The organism is Streptomyces sp. NPDC020299 (genome assembly GCF_044387825.1).
Lineage (GTDB): Bacteria > Actinomycetota > Actinomycetes > Streptomycetales > Streptomycetaceae > Streptomyces.
Window position 1 is genome coordinate 255,199 of record NZ_JBIRWL010000002.1, and the last position, 17,102, is coordinate 272,300.

A 17,102-nucleotide genomic window follows, 5' to 3' on the forward strand; every position below is an offset into this window, starting at 1 on the left:
TGCCGGCGCGAGTCACAGCATTACATGCTTGACCTGCGTGTAGTCGAGCAGGCCGGTGAGGGAGAGGTCGCTGCCGTAGCCGGAGTGGCGTACGCCGCCGTGCGGCATCTCCGACACCGTCGTGCCGTGGGTGTTGACCCAGACGATGCCGGTGTGCAGCGCGCGGCTCGCGCGCATGGCGCGGTCGTGGTCGCGGGTCCACACGCTCGCGGCGAGCCCCTGGGGGACGGCGTTCGCCATGCGCAGGGCCTCGTACTCGTCGGTGAACGGCTGGACGGTGACGACGGGGCCGAACACCTCACTGCGTACGATCTCGTCCTCCTGCCGCACTCCGGCGACCACCGTGGCCTGGTGGAAATAACCGGGACGCTCCAGGGCGGCGCCTCCCACGACGACCTCGGCATGGGCCGGCAAGCGCTCCAGCAGCCCACGCACGGAGGCCAGTTGGCCGGCACTGGCGAGTGGGCCGAAGTCGGCGTGATCGTCGTCGGGGGCTCCGGGGACGCGTCGCGCGGCCCGGTCGGCGAAGGCGTCCAGGAAGGCGTCGTGGATCCGCCGGTGGACCAGGATCCGGGTGGCGGCCGTGCAGTCCTGTCCCGCGTTGTAGAACGCCGGCGACGACAACTGCTCGACCGCGTCGTCGAAGTCGGCGTCCTCGTGGACCAGCACCGGCGCGTTGCCGCCGAGTTCGAGGTGGAGCCGCTTGAGGTCGGCCGCGGCGGTGGCGGCGATCTCCTGTCCGGCGCGGACGCTGCCGGTGACGGCGACCAGCCGGACCTGCGGATGGGCGACGAGCAGCCGCCCGGTACCGCGGTCGCCGCACACGACGTTGAGCACGCCGGGCGGCAGGTGCTCGGCGGCCAGCCGGGCGAGGAGCGTGGTGGAGGAGGGCGTGGTGTCGGACGGTTTGAGGACGACGGTGTTGCCGGCGGCCAGCGCGGGGGCGACCTTCCACACGGCCATCATCAGCGGGTAGTTCCACGGGGTGATCTGGGCGCAGACACCGACCGGCTCACGGCGCAGGACGGAGGTGCGGCCCGGCGTGTACTCGGCGGCCGCGGCTCCCGGCAGGTTCCGGGCGGCTCCGGCGAAATACCGCAGCACGTCCACGATCGCCGGCAGTTCGTCGGCCAGGAACAGGGCCCGCGGCTTGCCCGTGTCGGTCACCTCGGCTTCCGCCAGGGCGGCCGACTCCCGCTCCAGGGCGTCGGCGATGCGCAGCAGCGCGGTCTGCCGCGTCGCCGGAGTCGTGGCCGACCAGGCGGGGAAGGCCTCCTGAGCCGCGCGGCAGGCCGCTTCGACGTCCGCGGAGCCGGAGAGCGGGGCCGTGCCGTGGGGGAGCCCCGTGGCCGGGTCGACGAGTCGCACCGTGGCCCCGGAGACGGCCGGTAGCTCCTTGCCGCCGATGTGGTTGAGGACGGTGGTGGGGCGAGCGGTGTCAGCCACGGCGCAGTGCCTCCTCGGCGGCGGCGCGGCCGGTGCGGACGGCGCCCTCCATGTATCCGGCGACCCACTGGTCCGAGCCGCAGACGTAGAACGGTGGTTCGTGGGTGCCGTGCAGGGGGCCGACCGCGGTGACCTCACCGGGCGGCCACTGGGTGACGTACCCCTGGGTCCACGGGTCGGTGCCCCACAGCCGCAGGTGGCAGGCGGCCGGCCGCAGTGCCTCGGCACCGAACATGGCGGCCATCTCGGCGCACAGTTCGGGAGCGCGGAGATGCGGCGGAGTGCCCAGCAGGACGCCGTAGCGCTCGGGCGGTACGAGTGCCGACAGGACGCCTTCGCCCTGCGGCCAGGTGCTGCCCAGGACCCCTTCTGCCTCGGACAGGCCGTTCAGATCGTCGTCCCGCCAGAAAGGACGGTCGTACACGGCGGTGAACTTCGCGGCGACGGCGTGGCGTTGCCGGTGCAGTGAGGCCAGGCGGGCCTCGCTCACGCCGCTGACGGCGATATCCCGCAGCGGTCCCACGGGCAGGGCGCTGACCACGGCGGCGGCGGTGAGGACCTCACCGGTGACCAGGCGTACGGTGCAGCGGCCGGGGCGTACGTCCAGCGCGACGACGGGTGAGCCGAGCCGGACACGGGCGCCGAGCCCCCGGCCGAGGATCTCGGCGAGCGTCGCCGATCCCTCCGCGAGCCGCAGTCCTTCCCAGTCGTCGTAGTCGTAGTCGCCCATGCCCGAACCGGGCACGGCCGCGCTCTTGCGCAACGCGGCCAGCAGCGAAATCCGCTCGTACGAGCCACCCGCCAGGGCGAGTTGGCCGATGTCCCACAGGCGTACGACCGCGGGTGTGGCGTGCCGCGAGCGTAGCCAGTCGGCCACGGACAGCCGGTCGAGAGCGGTGGCGTCCGGGTGCGACCAGGGATCGTCGGGATCGACGGCGGCGGCGAGCGCGGTGAACTCGGCGCCCAGCCGCTCATGCAGCAGCGCGTCGCCGGGCCCGAACCAGTGCGGCGGATCGCCGGCCGAACGGCCCTCCGGCGTGGCACGGGTGATTCGGCCGGGTTCCGAGACATAGCTGGGGACCAGTTCCAGGCCGAGTTCCTTGGCCAGTCGAAGGTACGCGGTGTGCCCGTGGCCGACCACTTCGCCGCCGAGCTGGACGGCACGGCCGTCGGGGGTACGAGTCTGCTCGACCCGGCCGCCGACGCGGTCCCGGGCCTCCAGGACGAGCACGTCGGTGCCCGCGGACGCCAGGTCCCGGGCGGCGGTGAGCCCGGACAGTCCGGCGCCGAGCACGATCACGTCGTGATGCATCAGCTTCGCTTTCCTGAGTGGGGCGGGTGGTGGCGGTCAGGCCAGTACCAGGCAGTGCTCGGGACGCCAGCCGAACTCCACCGTCTCGCCGCCGTTCCAGCGGTCCTCCATGCGCGCGCGGGCCGTGTTCTGCTCCAGTACGGACAGCGTGACGCCGGGGGCGAGTTCGATCAGGTAGGTCGTGGTCGGGCCGCTGTAGACGGTTTCGCGGACGACGCCGCGCAGCATCGACATGCCCGGTTCGAAGTCCGACAGCCAGATCTTCTCGGGCCGCACGGACACGCTCACGGCGGTACCGTCCGCGATACCGGTCCGGGAGCCGACCGGCAGCGCCGGACCCGCGTCGAGGGAGACCTCACCGCCCCGGTAGGTGCCGGTCATCAGGTTCGACGTGCCCATGAACGCGGCGACGAACCGGCCGGCGGGGTGCTCGTAGACGTCCTCGGGTGTGCCGCACTGTTCGATGCGCCCCTCGTTCATCACGGCGATCCGGTCGGACATGGTCAGCGCCTCGTCCTGGTCGTGGGTGACGAAGACGAAGGTGATGCCGACCTCGCGCTGGATCTGCTTCAGCTCCACCTGCATCTGGCGGCGCAGCTTCAGATCGAGCGCGGCCAGCGGCTCGTCGAGGAGGAGGACGGCGGGCCGGTTGACCAGCGCCCGGGCGAGGGCGACGCGCTGCCGCTGGCCGCCGGAGAGCGTACGCGGCCTGCGGTCCGCGAGGCCGTCGAGCTGGACCAGCTCCAGCATCTCGCCGACCCGCCGGCGGATCTCGCCCTTGTCGACACCCTTGCGCTTGAGGCCGAAGGCGACGTTGTCGGCGATGCTCAGATGGTCGAACAGCGCGTAACTCTGGAAGACCGTGTTGACGTTGCGCTTGTCGGGCGGCAGCGCGGTCACGTCCTCACCGGAGAGCAGCACAGAGCCCTCGGTGGGGTCGCTGAACCCGCCGATCATGCGCAGCGTGGTGGTCTTGCCGCAGCCGGAGGGGCCCAGCAGGGAGAAGAACTCGCCGGCCTCGATGTCGAGGTCGAGACGGTGGACGGCGTAGGAGTCCGCGAACTGCTTGGAGACGCCGTCGAGCCGGACGGCCGGGGTCGCGTCCATGGGTCACTCTCCGGAGAGGATGTCGAGGCCGCCGCGGCGGCCGAAGAGGCGTGGGATGAACAGCGCCAGGGCGATCAGGGCGATGGATCCCGCGAGCATCAGCGTGCCGACGGCGTTGATGGTGGGCTGCACCCCGAAGCGGATGGCCGAGTAGATGCGTACGGACAGCGGCTGGGGGTCGACCCCGGTGGTGAAGTAGGCGAGGACGAAGTCGTCGAAGACGAGCGCGAAGATCAGTACGGCACTGGCGAGTACGGCGGGCAGCAGGGCCGGCAGGGTGACCAGGCGGACGGCCTGCCAGCGCGTGGCGCCCAGGTCCATCGCGGCCTCCTCCACCTCCGGGTTCAGTGCGGCGACCCGCGACCGGAGGATGACGGTGACGTAGGAGATGGAGAAGGTGATCTCCGCGAGCATCACCGTGCCGGTGGACAGTGCCACGCCCAGGCCCTTGAACAGGAGCATCGACGCGACGCCCGTGACGATCTCCGGCGTGATCAGCGGCACCAGCATGATCAGCCCGGCCAGCGACCCGAGCCGGGTGCGGCAGCGGACCAGGCCGAGCGCGAGCGCCACACCGAGTACCACCGAACCGGCCGTCGCCACCAGGGAGATCCGCAGGCTGGTGCCCAGGGAGGAGATGAGGACGTCGTCGTGGACGAACGCGCGGTACCAGCGCAGGCTGAACCCGCCGAAGACGACCAGGGACTTCTTGGAGTTGAAGGAGAACAGGGCGACGACGGCGATGGGCAGGTAGAGCAGGGCGAAGAAGAGCGCGGTGACGGCGACCAGGACCCGGGGCTTGCGGTCGGCGCGTCCGCGGCGCGCGCGGGTCCGGGCGGCCGGAGGGGCCGCGGCGGTGGCGGAGGGCAGTTTGAGGAGGGTCATCGGCGGGCCTCCGCCTCGTCCTTGCGGGTGCGCCGCAGATAGCCGAACATCCCGATGAGCAGGACCAGCATCAGCAGCATGGTGAGCGCGGAGCCCAGCGGCCAGTTCTGGCCCTGGAAGAACTTGTCCTGGATGAGGTTCCCGATCATGATCTGGTCCGGCCCTCCCATGAGCTGTGCGCTGACGAAGTCGCCCATGGCGGGCAGGAAGACCAGGACGAGTCCGGCCGCCGCGCCCTGCCGGGTGGCGGGCAGGGTGACGAAGAGGAACGTACGGACCGGGCCGCCGTACAGGTCACGGCCGGCCTCGATGAGGGAGACGTCCAGCCGCTCCAGGGCCGCGTACAACGGGATGATCATGAAGACGACGAAGCCGTAGACGAGGCCCGTGACCACCCCGGCGCCGGTGTTGAGGATCTTCGTGTTTCCGTCGGCGAGCCCCACCGCCCGCAGGACCCGCAGCACCGGTCCGTCGTCGGAGAGGACCACCGACCAGCCGTACATGCGGACCAGGTAGTTGGCGAAGAACGGCACCACGATCGCGGCGATCAGCGCGTGCTTGTAGCGTCCGCCGTGCAGGGCGATGGTGTACGCCACCGGGTAGGCGATCAGCAGGCAGATGAAGCAGGTCAGCAGCGCGTAGCCGAGGGAACGCGCCAGGACCTCGGTGTAGGCGGGGTCGGCGAGGGCGCGGACGCCGGCGAGGTCGAAGCCGAAGCGCGGGTTGCCGAGCTCGTCGGTGGTGCCGACGGCGAGGACGGCGACGAGTACCAGCGAGGCGATCAGGAACCCGGTCATCCACAGGGTGCCGGGGAGCATGAACCAGGTCCACATGCGGGTACCGGTGGCGCCCGGGCCCCGACGGCGGGCGGGCGAGCGGTGATGCGGCAGTGCCATGGCTCAGCCCGCCTTCACATGGGTCCAGGCGGTGTCGCGGGCGTCCTGTGCCGCGCGGCCGCCGTTGCGGAAGAACAGGTCCGCCTTGAGGTCGTCCTCGGTGACGAGACACTCGGGGAAGGGTTCGACCAGGTCGGCGTAGATCTTCTCGGAGCCGGCCACCGGCATCGGATAGCCGATGTACTCGATGTTCTTCTTCACGTTCTCCGGCCGCAGCATGTAGTCGATGAACAGCAGCGCGGTGCCGGGATGCGGGGCGTTCCAGGGGATCGCGTAACAGTCGGAGTTGATCGGTGTGCCCTCCTTGGGGGCCTCGAAGCCGAAGACGGACGGGTCCTTGGCCTGGTTGAGCATGGCGGCCATGTCGCCGCTCCAGGCCTGGGTCATGAGCGCGTTGCCGTTGAGGAGGTTGTTGTAGCTGTCGCTGGAGAAACCGCGCAGCCTCGGGCGCAGGGTGCCCAGCAGGGAGGTGATGCGGTCGAGGTCACCGGTGTCGCCGGTGCTGACGTCCAGACCGAGTTCCAGGGCACCCATGCCGAGGACCTCGTCGCGGTCGTCCAGCAGGAACACCTTGCCCCTGGCCCTGTCGTTCCACAGGTCCTTCCAGGACCCGGTCAGGTCGCCGATCCGGTCGCGGCGCCAGCCGATGCCGGTCTTGTAGGCGGTGAAGGGGACCGTGTGCGCGGAGCCCGGGTCGTACCAGGGATCGGCGAAGTAGGAGTGCGTGCCGAAAACGGCGTGCGAGTGGGTGAGCTGGGCGTGGTCGATACGGCGCAGCCGGCCGCCGCGGATCAGCCGCTGGGCCCACTTGGCGGAGGGGAAGACGATGTCGTAGCGGTTGCCGGCGTTCAGCTTGGCGACCATGCCCTCCATCGAGTCGAAGTTCGACTGGACGACCTTGACACCGTATTCCTTCTCGAAGCCCTTGAACACGGACGGGTCGACGAAGTCGGCCCAGTTGAAGTAGACGAGATCGCCGTCGACGCGGGCCCGGACCGGGGCGAGGTCCTGGGCGTCGGGCGTTTTCGCGGGCATGAACCCGCAGCCGCCGGCCGCGGCGCCCAGCAGGCCGCAGGCGCCTGCCCGCAGCAAGGCGCGTCTGGTCGGTGGGGGTACCTCGGGGGACATGTGGAGCGTCCTCTCCGTCGAGGAACGGCACAACTCCAGGGCGGGACCGGTGGGTGCGGCTCACTACGGGCCCTGACTCCGTAGGGATGACCGGTCTGGGGAGGGTGCGAGTGCGCGTCAGCGGGGGAGGGGTAAGCCCGACCGGAGGCGTGGGGCGGGCGGGTACGGAGCACGGGTCACCGGCCGTTCCCCTCCAGGTCGTCCCGGACCCGGCGGGCGAACCAGCCGACGGCGGCCTCGCGCTGCGACAGCGGACCCGGCTCGAAACCGGGCGTGGTCAGACCGGCCTGCACGCGCTCCACCAGCTCGGCGTCCTCGTCGTTGGTGACCCAGCCGATGTGGATGTTCAGCCGCCGGGCCAGCCGGGTGCGCAGGCTCTCGCCGTGCCGGGTGTAGAAGGCGCCGGGGATCGCCGCCCGGTCCTGGGCGGTGGGCAGGGCGGTCCATGCGAGCACGTGGTCAGGGTAGAAGTCGATGAGCGTGTTCGGGTAGATCACGGCGTACCGCCACACGCGGCGGTCGGCCTCGGTCAGCCCGGGCATCGGGCTGGCCAGCCGCTGGTACAGGCGCTCGGTCCAGTTCGAGGACGGCTTGTCGCGCAGCGGGGACTCGAACAGGACGTAGTCCTCCCGCACGTCCACCGTGTACGCCTGGTAGTCGAGCAGACGCATCAGCGCGGGGTGGGCCACGGGGACGTGGTAGCCCTCGAGGTAGTTGTCGACGATCACCTTCCAGTTGGCGTTCTGCTCCTCACCGCCCGCGAGGTCGTGGATGCGGTGCTTGCCGACGGGTACGAGACCGGGCCCGGCGTAGCGGCCGACGGCCTCGGCGAGACCGGCGCAGGTTTCGGCGAGCGGGGCCGCCTCGAGGTCGAGGTTGACGAAGACGAAGCCCAGGAACGACTCCACGTTGACCGGGTGCAGTCCGAGCCGGGGCTTGTCCAGGCAGGGGATCCGGCGCGCCTCGGGGGCCCCGACGAGTCGTCCGTCCAGCTTGTAGGTCCAGCCGTGGTACGGGCAGCGGATCGCCTTGCCCGACGGCTCCGGGCCGCTGACCAGGCGGGTGCCGCGGTGGCGGCAGACGTTGAGGTGGGCCGCGAGGCCGCCGTCCTCGGTCCGCACCACCAGGACCTCCCGGCCGGCGGCCGTGGCGGTCAGGCGCGCTCCCGGCCCGGAGAGGTCGGATTCATGGCAGACGAGCTGCCAGGACCTGGCGAAAACGCGCTCGGTCTCGGCCTCGGCGATGGCCGGGTCGGTGTAGTAGCGCGCGGGCAGCGCCTCTCCCGGGTGTCCGGGGGGCGGTTCCGGCGGGGCAGCGGACGCGGCGACTGTCCCGGTGGTCGAGGGATGCATGGAGTCCTCCCGGCTGACTGATTGGTTAGTCAGACTGAGGGTGGGGAGGGGGCAAGTCAAGGCTTGTGGCTGACTAATTGGTTAGTTAGTGTCGTGGCAGGTGGATGCGCCTGCTCCAGCAGACGACTGCCCGAGCGCATCCCATCGGCCCGCGGAGCGCGGTCCGTAAAGATCCGCGCCTCTGATCAGGCGCCACCCCTCTCTTCTTCAGGTCTCTTCTCTTTCCGACCACCGCAACGGTGCGATCCCGGAGGCACGCATGAGTGCTCACCGCAGTCTGCTGTGGCTCGGCCTGACGCCGGAGCCCGAGCAGGAGCTGCCCACCGCGGTGGCCGCCCTGCGCGGCCCCGCGCACGGCCGTCCGCCGTCGGCCCTCGTGGCCGCCGAGCGACGTCGCGTCGAGCGGCTGGTGCTGCGCGGGACACAGCACGGCTGGCTGCGCTACCTCGGTGAGGTCACCGCCCTGGTGGTCCGGGCCGCCGAAGGGTCCCCGACCGCCGACCCACGGCCGGCGCTGCTGGCCGGCGAGGTCGTCCTCGACCACCACCGCATGCTGATCGGCCTGCCCGGCCCCGGCTACCAGCGCACCGCCACCCAACGGCGCGACCTGGAAGGGGCGTTGGCCCGCCTGAGATCCCGTACCTCTCCCTACGGTCACTCCGAGCCCAGGAGCACCGCATGACCGGCGTCTTCTCCCTGCTGCCCGAACAGCGGCATGGCCTGCTCACCCACCCGGCCTCCGGTGACCTCGACCGGTACGTGGCGGCGGGCGGCTACACCCCGTCGGCCGCGCCGGACCGGTTGCTCGACCGGATCGCCGCCGTGGGGCTGCGCGGGCGCGGCGGTGCCGGTTTCCCCGCGGCCGTCAAGCTGCGCGCCGTCCGTCAGGCTCCCGGCCCGTCCGTCGTCGTGGCCAACGGCGAAGAGGGCGAGCCCGGCTCGGTCAAGGACCGCTGGCTGCTGCGCCACCGGCCGCACCTGGTGCTGGACGGCGTCCGGCTGGCGGCGGCCATGACCGGTGCCGGACGCGGCTGCGTCTACCTCTCCGACACCGTCGCCGAGCGTGCCGTCCGACAGGCGCTCGCCGAGTGGCCCGGCGACCTCCGCGTCGACGTCGTACTGACCCCGCACACCTACGTCGCCGGGGAGGAGACCGCGGTCGTACGCCGCATCGACGGCGGCCCGGCCCTGCCCACGGCCAAACCCCCGCGCCCGTTCGAAAGCGGCGTCGGCGGCGCCCCCACCCTGGTCGCCAATGTCGAAACACTGGCCCGCATCGCGATGCTGCACGCCCACCCCGAGGCCGCGACCGCCGTCGCCGGCACGCACCTGCTGACACTTTCGGGCAGCGGTGGCACGGCCGCGCTGGTCGAGGCGCCGGCCGGCACACATCTGAAGGCCATCGCCGACGTGGGCGGACACGGCAGGGCCGAAGCGGTCCTGCTGGGCGGCCTGTTCGGCGGACTGCACGGCCCGGGCTGGGGGGACCTCCCGCTCGATCACGACGCCCTGGCCGCGGCGGGCGGTGCGCTCGGCTGCGGGGCGCTGCACTTCCTGCACCCCGAGGACTGCCCGGTCGCCGTGGCCACGGAGGCGGTCGCCTACCTCGCCGCGCAAAGTGCCCGGCAGTGCGGGGTGTGCGTCTCCGGCACCGGGGCGCTGGCCCGGACCCTCACGGCCGTCGCACGCGGCGAGACCGGCGACGACGGCACCACCGACCAGCTGCGCCGCTGGTCCCGGCAACTGCCCGGCCGTGGTGCCTGCGGGCTGCTCGACGCCGCCGCGCGTGTCGCCGGCAGCCTCCTCACGCGCTTCCCCGACCGGATCGACGACCACCGCGACTCCGCCTGCCCGGCGTGCCGCGCCCTCGGTGCCTCGGCACCCGACGAGGGACGCCGGTTCACGGTGGCCGTCCCCTGATCCCGACTCCCGCCCCGCACCCGCCGCCCGGACCGGAACACCGAAGGGACCCACACATGAAACTCCTGCTGGACTCCACCCGCTGCCAGGGCTACGGCCTGTGCCAGGAACCCGCGCCCGAGCTGATCGACCTCGACGAGTGGGGATACGCGCGGGTGCGTGTCGCCGAAGTACCGGCCGACGGTGCGGAAGACGCCGTCGGCGCCGTCACCGCCTGCCCCAACTCGGCCCTGCGGCTGGTGAAGTGAGATGGGACGCGACCTCTCGGCCCTCTTCGACCCCGTCTCCGTCGCCGTCGTCGGAGCCAGCGACGACCCCGCCAAGTACGGCCACGCCATCGCCGCCCAGGCCCTCCGCGCGAACGGACGCCGCCCCGTCCACCTGGTCAACCGACGCGGCGGCACGGTGCTCGGCCGCACCGCGGCCCCCAGCCTGAACGCGCTCGGCGAAGTCGTCGACCTGGCCGTGATCTCGGTACCGGCCGCCGGTTTCGAGGAAGCCGTCGACGACGCCCTGCGGTGCGGAGCCCGGGCGATCGTCGCGATCACCGCCGGTTTCGCCGAGACCGGCGACACGGGGCGGGCACGCCAGCAGGCCGTCGCCGAACGCGTCCGGGCCGCCGGTGCCGTCATGGTCGGCCCCAACTGCCTCGGGCTGGCCGACAACACCACCGACCTGTTCCTGGCCTCGGACACCTTCACCCCCGGAGGTGTCGCACTGCTCAGCCAGAGCGGCAACCTCGCCCTCGAACTCCAGCTCCGCTCGAGCCCGCACGGCCTCGGCTTCTCCCGTTTCGTGTCGCTGGGCAACCAGGCCGACGTCACCCTCGTCGACCTCCTCGCCGACTGCGCCCGGCACGAGGGCACCCGGGCCATCGCGGTCTACGCCGAGGACTTCGCGGACGGGCGTGCCTTCGCCGAGGCGGCCGCCGACGCCGGGAAGCCCGTGGTCCTGCTCACCGCCGGACGCGGTGACGCTTCCGCGCGCAGCGCGCAGTCCCACACCGGGGCGCTGGCCACCTCCGCCGACGTGGTGAGCGCGGCCTGCCGGGACGCCGGCGTGGAACTGGTCGCCACCCCGCGTGAACTCACCGTCGCGCTGGCCGCGTTGGACGGCGGACGCCGAGCCGCCGGGCGCCGGGTCGCCGTGCTCACGGACGGCGGCGGCCACGGTGTCGTCGCCGCCGACGCGGTGGAGACGGCCGGACTGGCCGTGCCGGAGCTCCGACCGGAGACGCGGCTGCACCTGCGTCAGGCCCTGTGGGAGCAGTCGGCCGTCGCCAACCCGGTGGACCTGGCCGGCATGGGCGAGCAGAACCCGGGCTCCTACGCCGAGACCGTCGCCGAACTACTGGCGGCCGAGGAGGTCGACGCCGTACTGATGACCGGCTACTTCGGCGGCTACGCGGCGGCCGACGGCGGGCTCGGCGGCGGGGGCAGAGCACTGGCGGACGGGGAACAGGAAGCCGCCCACCTCATCGTCTCCCGCCACAGCGCCACCGCCAAACCACTGGTGGTGCAGTCGATGTACCCCGAATCCCCCAGCTGCCGCACCCTCACGGCAGCCGGCATCCCCGTCTTCGCCGCCACCGAGGACGCCGCCCGCGCCCTCGCCGTCACGGCCCCCGGCACACCCCGTAGCGGCATCCCACCGCTGCCCGCGCCCGCCCCACCGCTGGGCGCCTGCGGCTACCTCGACACCCGCAGAGCGCTCGAAGCGGCCGGACTGCCCTTCCCCGCCGCACGGGAGATCCGCGACGAGTCCCAACTCCTCGCGGCCGTTGCCGAGTTCACGGGCCCGTATGTACTCAAGGCCCTGCACCTGCTGCACAAGTCCGACGCGGGCGGAGTGGCCCTGGGTCTGGCCGGCCCTGACGAACTGCTCGCCGCCTTCCGGGAGATGCACGCCCGGCTCGGCGCGCCCTCCTACTCGGTCGAGGCCATGGCGGATCTGTCCGACGGCATCGAACTCATCGTCGGCGTCAACCGCGATCCGCGTTTCGGCCCGGTCGCCATGGTGGGCCTGGGCGGAGTCCTGGCCGAGGCGCTGCACGACGTCGCCTTCGCCCTGGCCCCCGTCCCCGCCGGCCATGCCGAGCGGCTGCTGCGCGGGCTGCGCACCGCCGCCCTGCTCGACGGCGTACGCGGCCGGCCCGCCCTGGACGTCACCGCGGCCGCGGCCGCCGTCGAGACGATCACGGCGTTCGCCGCCGCCCACCCCGAGCTCGCCGAGATCGAGGTCAACCCCCTTCTGGTACGGCCCCGCGGCGTCCTCGCGCTGGACTCCCGCGCCGTACTCGCCTGACCGTCCCTTCCTGATCGAATTCCAGTCAACTTTCGATCAACTTCCCGATCAACGAGGCCTCCATGGACATGCGTTACACCCCCGAACAGGCCGACCTGAAGCGTCGCGCCGCCGACTACGCCCGGCTGCTGATGCGGTACGAGGACCAGTCCGAGCAGGCCGGCGGACCCCTGCCCCAGCCACTCGTCACCGAACTGACCCGGGCCGCGATGGATGCCGGCGTCTACGCCATCAACATGCCCGCCGAATGGGGCGGGGCAGGCCTGAGCCTCCTCGACCAGGTCATCGTCGAAGAGGAGTTCGGCAAGGCCACCAACTGCCTGTGGGACATCCCCTGGCGGCCCGCCAACGTACTGGCCCACGGCGACGAACGGCAGCGCGAGAAGTATCTGCTGCCCGTGATCCGGGGCGAGAGGTTCGACGCGTTCGCCGTCACCGAGCCGGGCGCCGGCTCCGACCCGTCCTCCGGCACCTCGACGGCCACGCGCACCGACGGCGGCTGGCTGCTGAGCGGGGAGAAGTGGTTCGTCACCTGCGGTGACATCGCCGACTTCCTGCTGGTGCAGGCCGACGCCGGTCCCGAGCGGCTACCCACGCTGTTCTTCGTGGACAAGGCGGCACCCGGCGTCGAGATGACGCGCGTCCCGCATTTCATGCACTCCGCGGTCAACGGGCATCCCGAGTTCACCTTCACCGATGTCTTCGTCGCCGACGAGGATGTGCTCGGCGGGGTCGGCAACGGCTACGAGCTGACCAAGGAATGGTTCACCGACGAACGTCTGATGATCGCGGCACGCACCGTCGGCGCGGCCGAACGGGCCCTGGAGCTGGCCCGTGACTGGGCCGTGGAGCGCGAGCAGTTCGGGGCGCCGATCGCCTCGTACCAGCTGATCCAGGGGATGCTCGCCGACTGCGCGGTCGACATCGCCGTCAACCGGGCCTACACCCACCAGGTGGCCTGGGAGGCCGACCAGCCGCACACCGACCGCAAGACCCTGCACGCCAAGGCCTCCACCGCCAAGCTCGCGGCGAGCGAGGCCGCCGGCCGGGTCGCCGACCGCTGTCTGCAGATCTTCGGCGGACGCGGCTACGACCGCACCTACCCCGTCGAGCGCATGTACCGCGAACTGCGCGTGGACCGGATCTGGGAGGGCACCTCCGAGATCCAGCGCCTGATCATCGCCAACGAGCTGATCAAGCGCGGCACCCGCGCCCTCGCCCTGCCCACCCACTGAACCCTGTCATCACCTGCTCCCGTCACCACCGCCCGACAGCGAGGACACCCATGGACTTCCGCCTCACCCCGCGCCAGGCACAGCTCAAGGCCGACGCACGCGCCCTCACCGACTTCATCGCCACCTACGAAACGCAGTGCGAGGAGAACAACGGCCTGCCCGCCGAGGTCCACGGCAAGATCCGCGACGCGGTACTCGACTCCGGCCTCCAAGCGGTCAACATGCCGGCCGAATGGGGCGGCGCCGGACTCACCGTCGCCGAGCAGGCCACCGTGCAGGAAGAACTCGGACGGCTCACCGGCGCCCTGTGGGACATGGTGTGGCGACCCGCCAACGCCCTGAGGTTCTGCACCCCCGAGCAGCGCGAACGCTTCCTGATCCCGGTGATCAAGGGCGAGCGGCGGGACTGCTACGCGGTCACCGAGCGCGGCGCGGGTTCGGACCCGCAGAACCTGGCCACCACCGCCACGAAGAACGAACACGGCTGGGTGATCGACGGCGAGAAATGGTTCGTGACCGTCGGCGACCACGCCGACTTCATGATCGTGCTGGCCGCGGCGGGCCCGGATCGCGCACCCACCCTGTTCCTCGTCGACAAGGACACCCCCGGCATCGAGATGACGCGCGTACCGCGCTTCATGCACACCTTCGTCTACGAGCACCCCGAGTTCACCTTCACCGACGTCCAGGTGGGCGAGGACGCCGTGCTCGGCGGCATCGGCGAGGGGTACGACATCACCCGCTCCTGGTTCACCGAGGAGCGCCTGATGATCGCGGCGCGCACGACCGGCGCGGCCGAACGGGCCCTGGAGCTGGCCCGTGACTGGGCCGTGGAGCGCGAGCAGTTCGGGGCGCCGATCGCCTCGTACCAGCTGGTCCAGGGGATGCTCGCCGACTGCGCGGTCGACATCGCCGTCAACCGGGCCTACACCCACCAGGTCGCCTGGGAGGTCGACCAGGCCTCCGCCGAGGACCGCAAGACGCTGCACGCCAAGGCGGCCATCGCCAAGCTCGCCGCGAGCGAGGCCTCGGGCCGGGTGATCGACCGGTGCCTCCAGATCCACGGCGGACGCGGCTACGACCGTGCGTACGCGGTGGAACGGCTCTACCGCGAGCTGCGCGTGGACCGGATCTGGGAGGGCACCTCCGAGATCCAGCGGCTGATCATCGCCAATGAACTCGTCAAGCGCGGCACGGGCGTCCTGGACCTGCCCGTCGCCTGATCCACCGGACCAGGCCGACCGGCACAGCCCGAACAAGGAAGGAAGACGGATGACCGACATCGAGCACGTGGGGATCGTCGGCTGCGGCCTGATGGGCGCCGGCATCGCCGAGGTCTGCGCCCGTGCCGACGTGCCGGTGACGGTCGTCGAACGCGACGCCGGGGCGGCCCGGGCGGGCCTGAGGCGCATCACCCGCTCGCTCGACCGGGCCGCCGCGCACGGCAGGCTCGGCGCCGAGCGACGGGAAGCCGCCGCGGCACTGATCACGGTCACCGACCAGATCGAGGCCCTGCACGACAGCACCCTGGTGATCGAGGCCGTGGCGGAGGACGAGCGCCTCAAACTCGACGTCTTCACCCGCCTCGACTCCGTGCTCACCGACGACCGCACCGTCCTCGCGACCAACACCTCGTCCATCCCGGTCATCCGGCTCGCCACCGCGACCGGCCGGCCGGATCGCGTCGTCGGCGTGCACTTCTTCAACCCCGTACCGGTGCTGCGGCTGGTCGAACTCGTCCCGTCGCTGCTCACCTCGCCCGAGACCACGGCACGGGCCGAGGCATTCGTGACGGGCCGGCTCGGCAAGGAGGTCGTCCGGACCCGGGACCGGGCCGGGTTCGTCGTCAACGCGCTGCTCGTCCCCTACCTGCTGGCCGCCGTCCGCATGGTCGAGTCGGGCAGCGCGACCGTCGAGGACATCGACCGGGGCATGGTCCTCGGCTGCGCGCACCCCCTCGGCCCGCTGGCCCTGACGGACCTGATCGGCCTGGACACCACACGCGCCATCGCCGAGTCGCTGTACGCCGAGTTCCGCGAGCCGCTGTACTCGCCACCGCCCTTGCTGTCCCGCATGGTGGAGGCGGGCCTGCTGGGACGGAAGTCGGGACGCGGCTTCCACACGTACAGACAGCCGCGACACGAGGCGCCGGTACCGGCGGAGCGGCCGTGAGGGAAGATGGTCACGACGTACGACCACCGACCGAGGGGAGCCGCAGGGTGTCGACCAAGGTGCGCACGGCAGACACGCGCGAGCGCATCCTGACCGCGGCGTGCGAGGTCATCGCCGAGACCGGCTTCGAGAAGATCCGGATGCGCATGGTGGCCGAGCGGGCCGGTGTGTCGACCGCGCTGCTGCACTACCACTTCGACACCCGGGAGAAGCTGTTCACGGAGGCGATGACCCACTCCTTCGCCAACACCGCCGTGGACGTCGATCGCGACGCGGAGACGGCGCCCGCGGCGGTCATCCTGGGCCGGATCATCCGCAACCTGCTGCCGGCCGATCCCGTACTGCACCAGGACTGGCGGCTCTGGCAGGAACTGTGGGTCCGGGCGCTGCGTGACGAGACGACCCGCGCCTTCGCCGTGGACCTGTACGCGCAACTGCACGCCTGGGTGGCCGGTGCGGTGCGGCGGGGCATCGCGTCGGGCGAGTTCACCCCGGCCGACGTGGACGACCTCAGCACCCTCGTGCTGTCCCTCAGTGACGGCTACGGCATCCGCCTGATGCTGCGCGATCCCACCGTCGACCTCGACTCGGCTCTCACCTCGATCTGGCGGCACGTGGCCGCCGCGCTCGGCCTGCCGGAGACGATGCCGGCCCGGTGAGGTCACGCGATGCCGGAACGAGGCCCGGTCAGCCGTCCGGCGGAGGGTACAGCCATCGCCGCAGCAGGCGGCTCAGCCGCGGCATCACCAGGTACGTCAGCGTCGGCAGCAGCACCACCGGGAACACGGCGGCCCGCAGCGGCAGGGGCCAGGCACCCGTGCGGGGCGTCACCAGCGCCTGGATCAGCAGCGTGAACGGATAGGCGCCGAGGAACGTGGTGAGCACCATCTTCCAGCGAGGCGGGGCCTGCACGGTGGTGCCGGGCAAGCTGAACCAGGTCTCCATCCCGGACGTCGACTGCCGCTCGCTGCCGATCTCCGTGGCGACACCCTTGATCCGTGCATGCCATTCCGCCCGCTCGTCCGACTCCAGCCACGCGGTGAGCCGGTGCGCATCGGACCAGCGCAGCACCGCGTGGAAGCGGTGCCCCTCCTCGGGGCGCAGCCACGAGACGCCCTCGTTGCCCGGGAACTGTCTGGCGCAGTGGGCGATCCCGTGCGTCCAGTCCTCGAACTCCTGCTCCTGGCCGGGACGCACCTCCCAGGTGAGGACCGTGGTGACCGGCTCGCCCCGCCGTACTTCGGTGGTGCTCATGCTCATCAGGTGTGCCACGTACGGCGCGAGTCATGCCTGGTGACCGAGAACGCCGTGGCCCGGGCCTCGCGGCCTGGATACGAGGCTCGCC

16 protein-coding genes are annotated in these 17,102 nt (G+C 71.7%); 8 read left to right on the forward strand and 8 right to left on the reverse strand.

Annotated elements, in window-relative coordinates; translation table 11 throughout:
* Positions 1-12: 12 nt before the first annotated feature.
* The 7 genes from ACH45E_RS05300 to ACH45E_RS05330 all read right to left on the reverse strand — a co-directional run bounded on the left by ACH45E_RS05300 (position 13) and on the right by ACH45E_RS05330 (position 8,126).
* Positions 13-1,446 (reverse strand): aminobutyraldehyde dehydrogenase, encoded by a 1,434-nt coding sequence (locus ACH45E_RS05300; RefSeq protein ID WP_361444663.1) that lies wholly within the window; start codon positions 1,444-1,446, stop codon positions 13-15.
* A complete protein-coding gene (locus ACH45E_RS05305; protein WP_361444660.1) occupies positions 1,439-2,758 on the reverse strand; it encodes an NAD(P)/FAD-dependent oxidoreductase in 1,320 nt (439 codons plus the stop codon). The genes ACH45E_RS05300 and ACH45E_RS05305 overlap by 8 nt, the downstream gene beginning before the upstream one ends.
* A gap of 36 nt (positions 2,759-2,794) precedes the next feature.
* Positions 2,795-3,865 carry an ABC transporter ATP-binding protein gene (locus ACH45E_RS05310; protein ID WP_361444657.1) on the reverse strand — a complete coding sequence of 357 codons (1,071 nt, stop codon included), beginning with the start codon at positions 3,863-3,865 and terminating at the stop codon, positions 2,795-2,797.
* A gap of 3 nt (positions 3,866-3,868) precedes the next feature.
* The gene (locus ACH45E_RS05315) at positions 3,869-4,750 is read right to left on the reverse strand and encodes an ABC transporter permease (protein WP_361444654.1); all 882 of its coding nucleotides are present in this window, start codon (positions 4,748-4,750) and stop codon (positions 3,869-3,871) included.
* A complete protein-coding gene (locus ACH45E_RS05320) occupies positions 4,747-5,646 on the reverse strand; it encodes an ABC transporter permease (protein WP_361444651.1) in 900 nt (299 codons plus the stop codon). The genes ACH45E_RS05315 and ACH45E_RS05320 overlap by 4 nt, the downstream gene beginning before the upstream one ends.
* Positions 5,647-5,649: 3 nt before the next feature.
* Entirely contained in the window at positions 5,650-6,774 is a 1,125-nt protein-coding gene (locus ACH45E_RS05325) for a spermidine/putrescine ABC transporter substrate-binding protein (RefSeq protein ID WP_361444648.1), read from the reverse strand.
* Between the two features lie 176 nt (positions 6,775-6,950).
* Positions 6,951-8,126 carry an aromatic ring-hydroxylating dioxygenase subunit alpha gene (locus ACH45E_RS05330; protein WP_361444645.1) on the reverse strand — a complete coding sequence of 392 codons (1,176 nt, stop codon included), beginning with the start codon at positions 8,124-8,126 and terminating at the stop codon, positions 6,951-6,953.
* A 259-nt stretch (positions 8,127-8,385) separates the two neighbouring features.
* Here ACH45E_RS05330 and ACH45E_RS05335 point away from each other — a divergent pair, with 259 nt between their 5' ends.
* From ACH45E_RS05335 to ACH45E_RS05370, 8 genes are all read left to right on the forward strand, one after another.
* Complete coding sequence (locus ACH45E_RS05335) at positions 8,386-8,808, forward strand: hypothetical protein (RefSeq protein ID WP_361444642.1); 423 nt, start codon at positions 8,386-8,388, stop codon at positions 8,806-8,808.
* On the forward strand, positions 8,805-10,046 hold the full coding sequence (locus tag ACH45E_RS05340) for an NADH-ubiquinone oxidoreductase-F iron-sulfur binding region domain-containing protein (protein WP_361444639.1): 1,242 nt from the start codon (positions 8,805-8,807) through the stop codon (positions 10,044-10,046). The genes ACH45E_RS05335 and ACH45E_RS05340 overlap by 4 nt, the downstream gene beginning before the upstream one ends.
* A gap of 56 nt (positions 10,047-10,102) precedes the next feature.
* Complete coding sequence (locus ACH45E_RS05345; RefSeq protein WP_361444636.1) at positions 10,103-10,294, forward strand: ferredoxin; 192 nt, start codon at positions 10,103-10,105, stop codon at positions 10,292-10,294.
* A 1-nt stretch (position 10,295) separates the two neighbouring features.
* Positions 10,296-12,350 carry an acetate--CoA ligase family protein gene (locus ACH45E_RS05350; RefSeq protein WP_361444633.1) on the forward strand — a complete coding sequence of 685 codons (2,055 nt, stop codon included), beginning with the start codon at positions 10,296-10,298 and terminating at the stop codon, positions 12,348-12,350.
* A 62-nt stretch (positions 12,351-12,412) separates the two neighbouring features.
* Complete coding sequence (locus tag ACH45E_RS05355) at positions 12,413-13,585, forward strand: acyl-CoA dehydrogenase family protein (RefSeq protein WP_361444630.1); 1,173 nt, start codon at positions 12,413-12,415, stop codon at positions 13,583-13,585.
* Between the two features lie 50 nt (positions 13,586-13,635).
* The gene (locus ACH45E_RS05360; protein WP_361444627.1) at positions 13,636-14,808 is read left to right on the forward strand and encodes an acyl-CoA dehydrogenase family protein; all 1,173 of its coding nucleotides are present in this window, start codon (positions 13,636-13,638) and stop codon (positions 14,806-14,808) included.
* Between the two features lie 49 nt (positions 14,809-14,857).
* Positions 14,858-15,757 (forward strand): 3-hydroxybutyryl-CoA dehydrogenase, encoded by a 900-nt coding sequence (locus ACH45E_RS05365; RefSeq protein WP_361444624.1) that lies wholly within the window; start codon positions 14,858-14,860, stop codon positions 15,755-15,757.
* 47 nt (positions 15,758-15,804) lie between these two features.
* Complete coding sequence (locus ACH45E_RS05370; protein WP_361444621.1) at positions 15,805-16,416, forward strand: TetR/AcrR family transcriptional regulator; 612 nt, start codon at positions 15,805-15,807, stop codon at positions 16,414-16,416.
* 28 nt (positions 16,417-16,444) lie between these two features.
* Here the strand turns inward: ACH45E_RS05370 and ACH45E_RS05375 are convergent, their stop codons facing one another.
* Complete coding sequence (locus tag ACH45E_RS05375; RefSeq protein WP_361444618.1) at positions 16,445-17,011, reverse strand: antibiotic biosynthesis monooxygenase; 567 nt, start codon at positions 17,009-17,011, stop codon at positions 16,445-16,447.
* Positions 17,012-17,102: the final 91 nt, after the last annotated feature.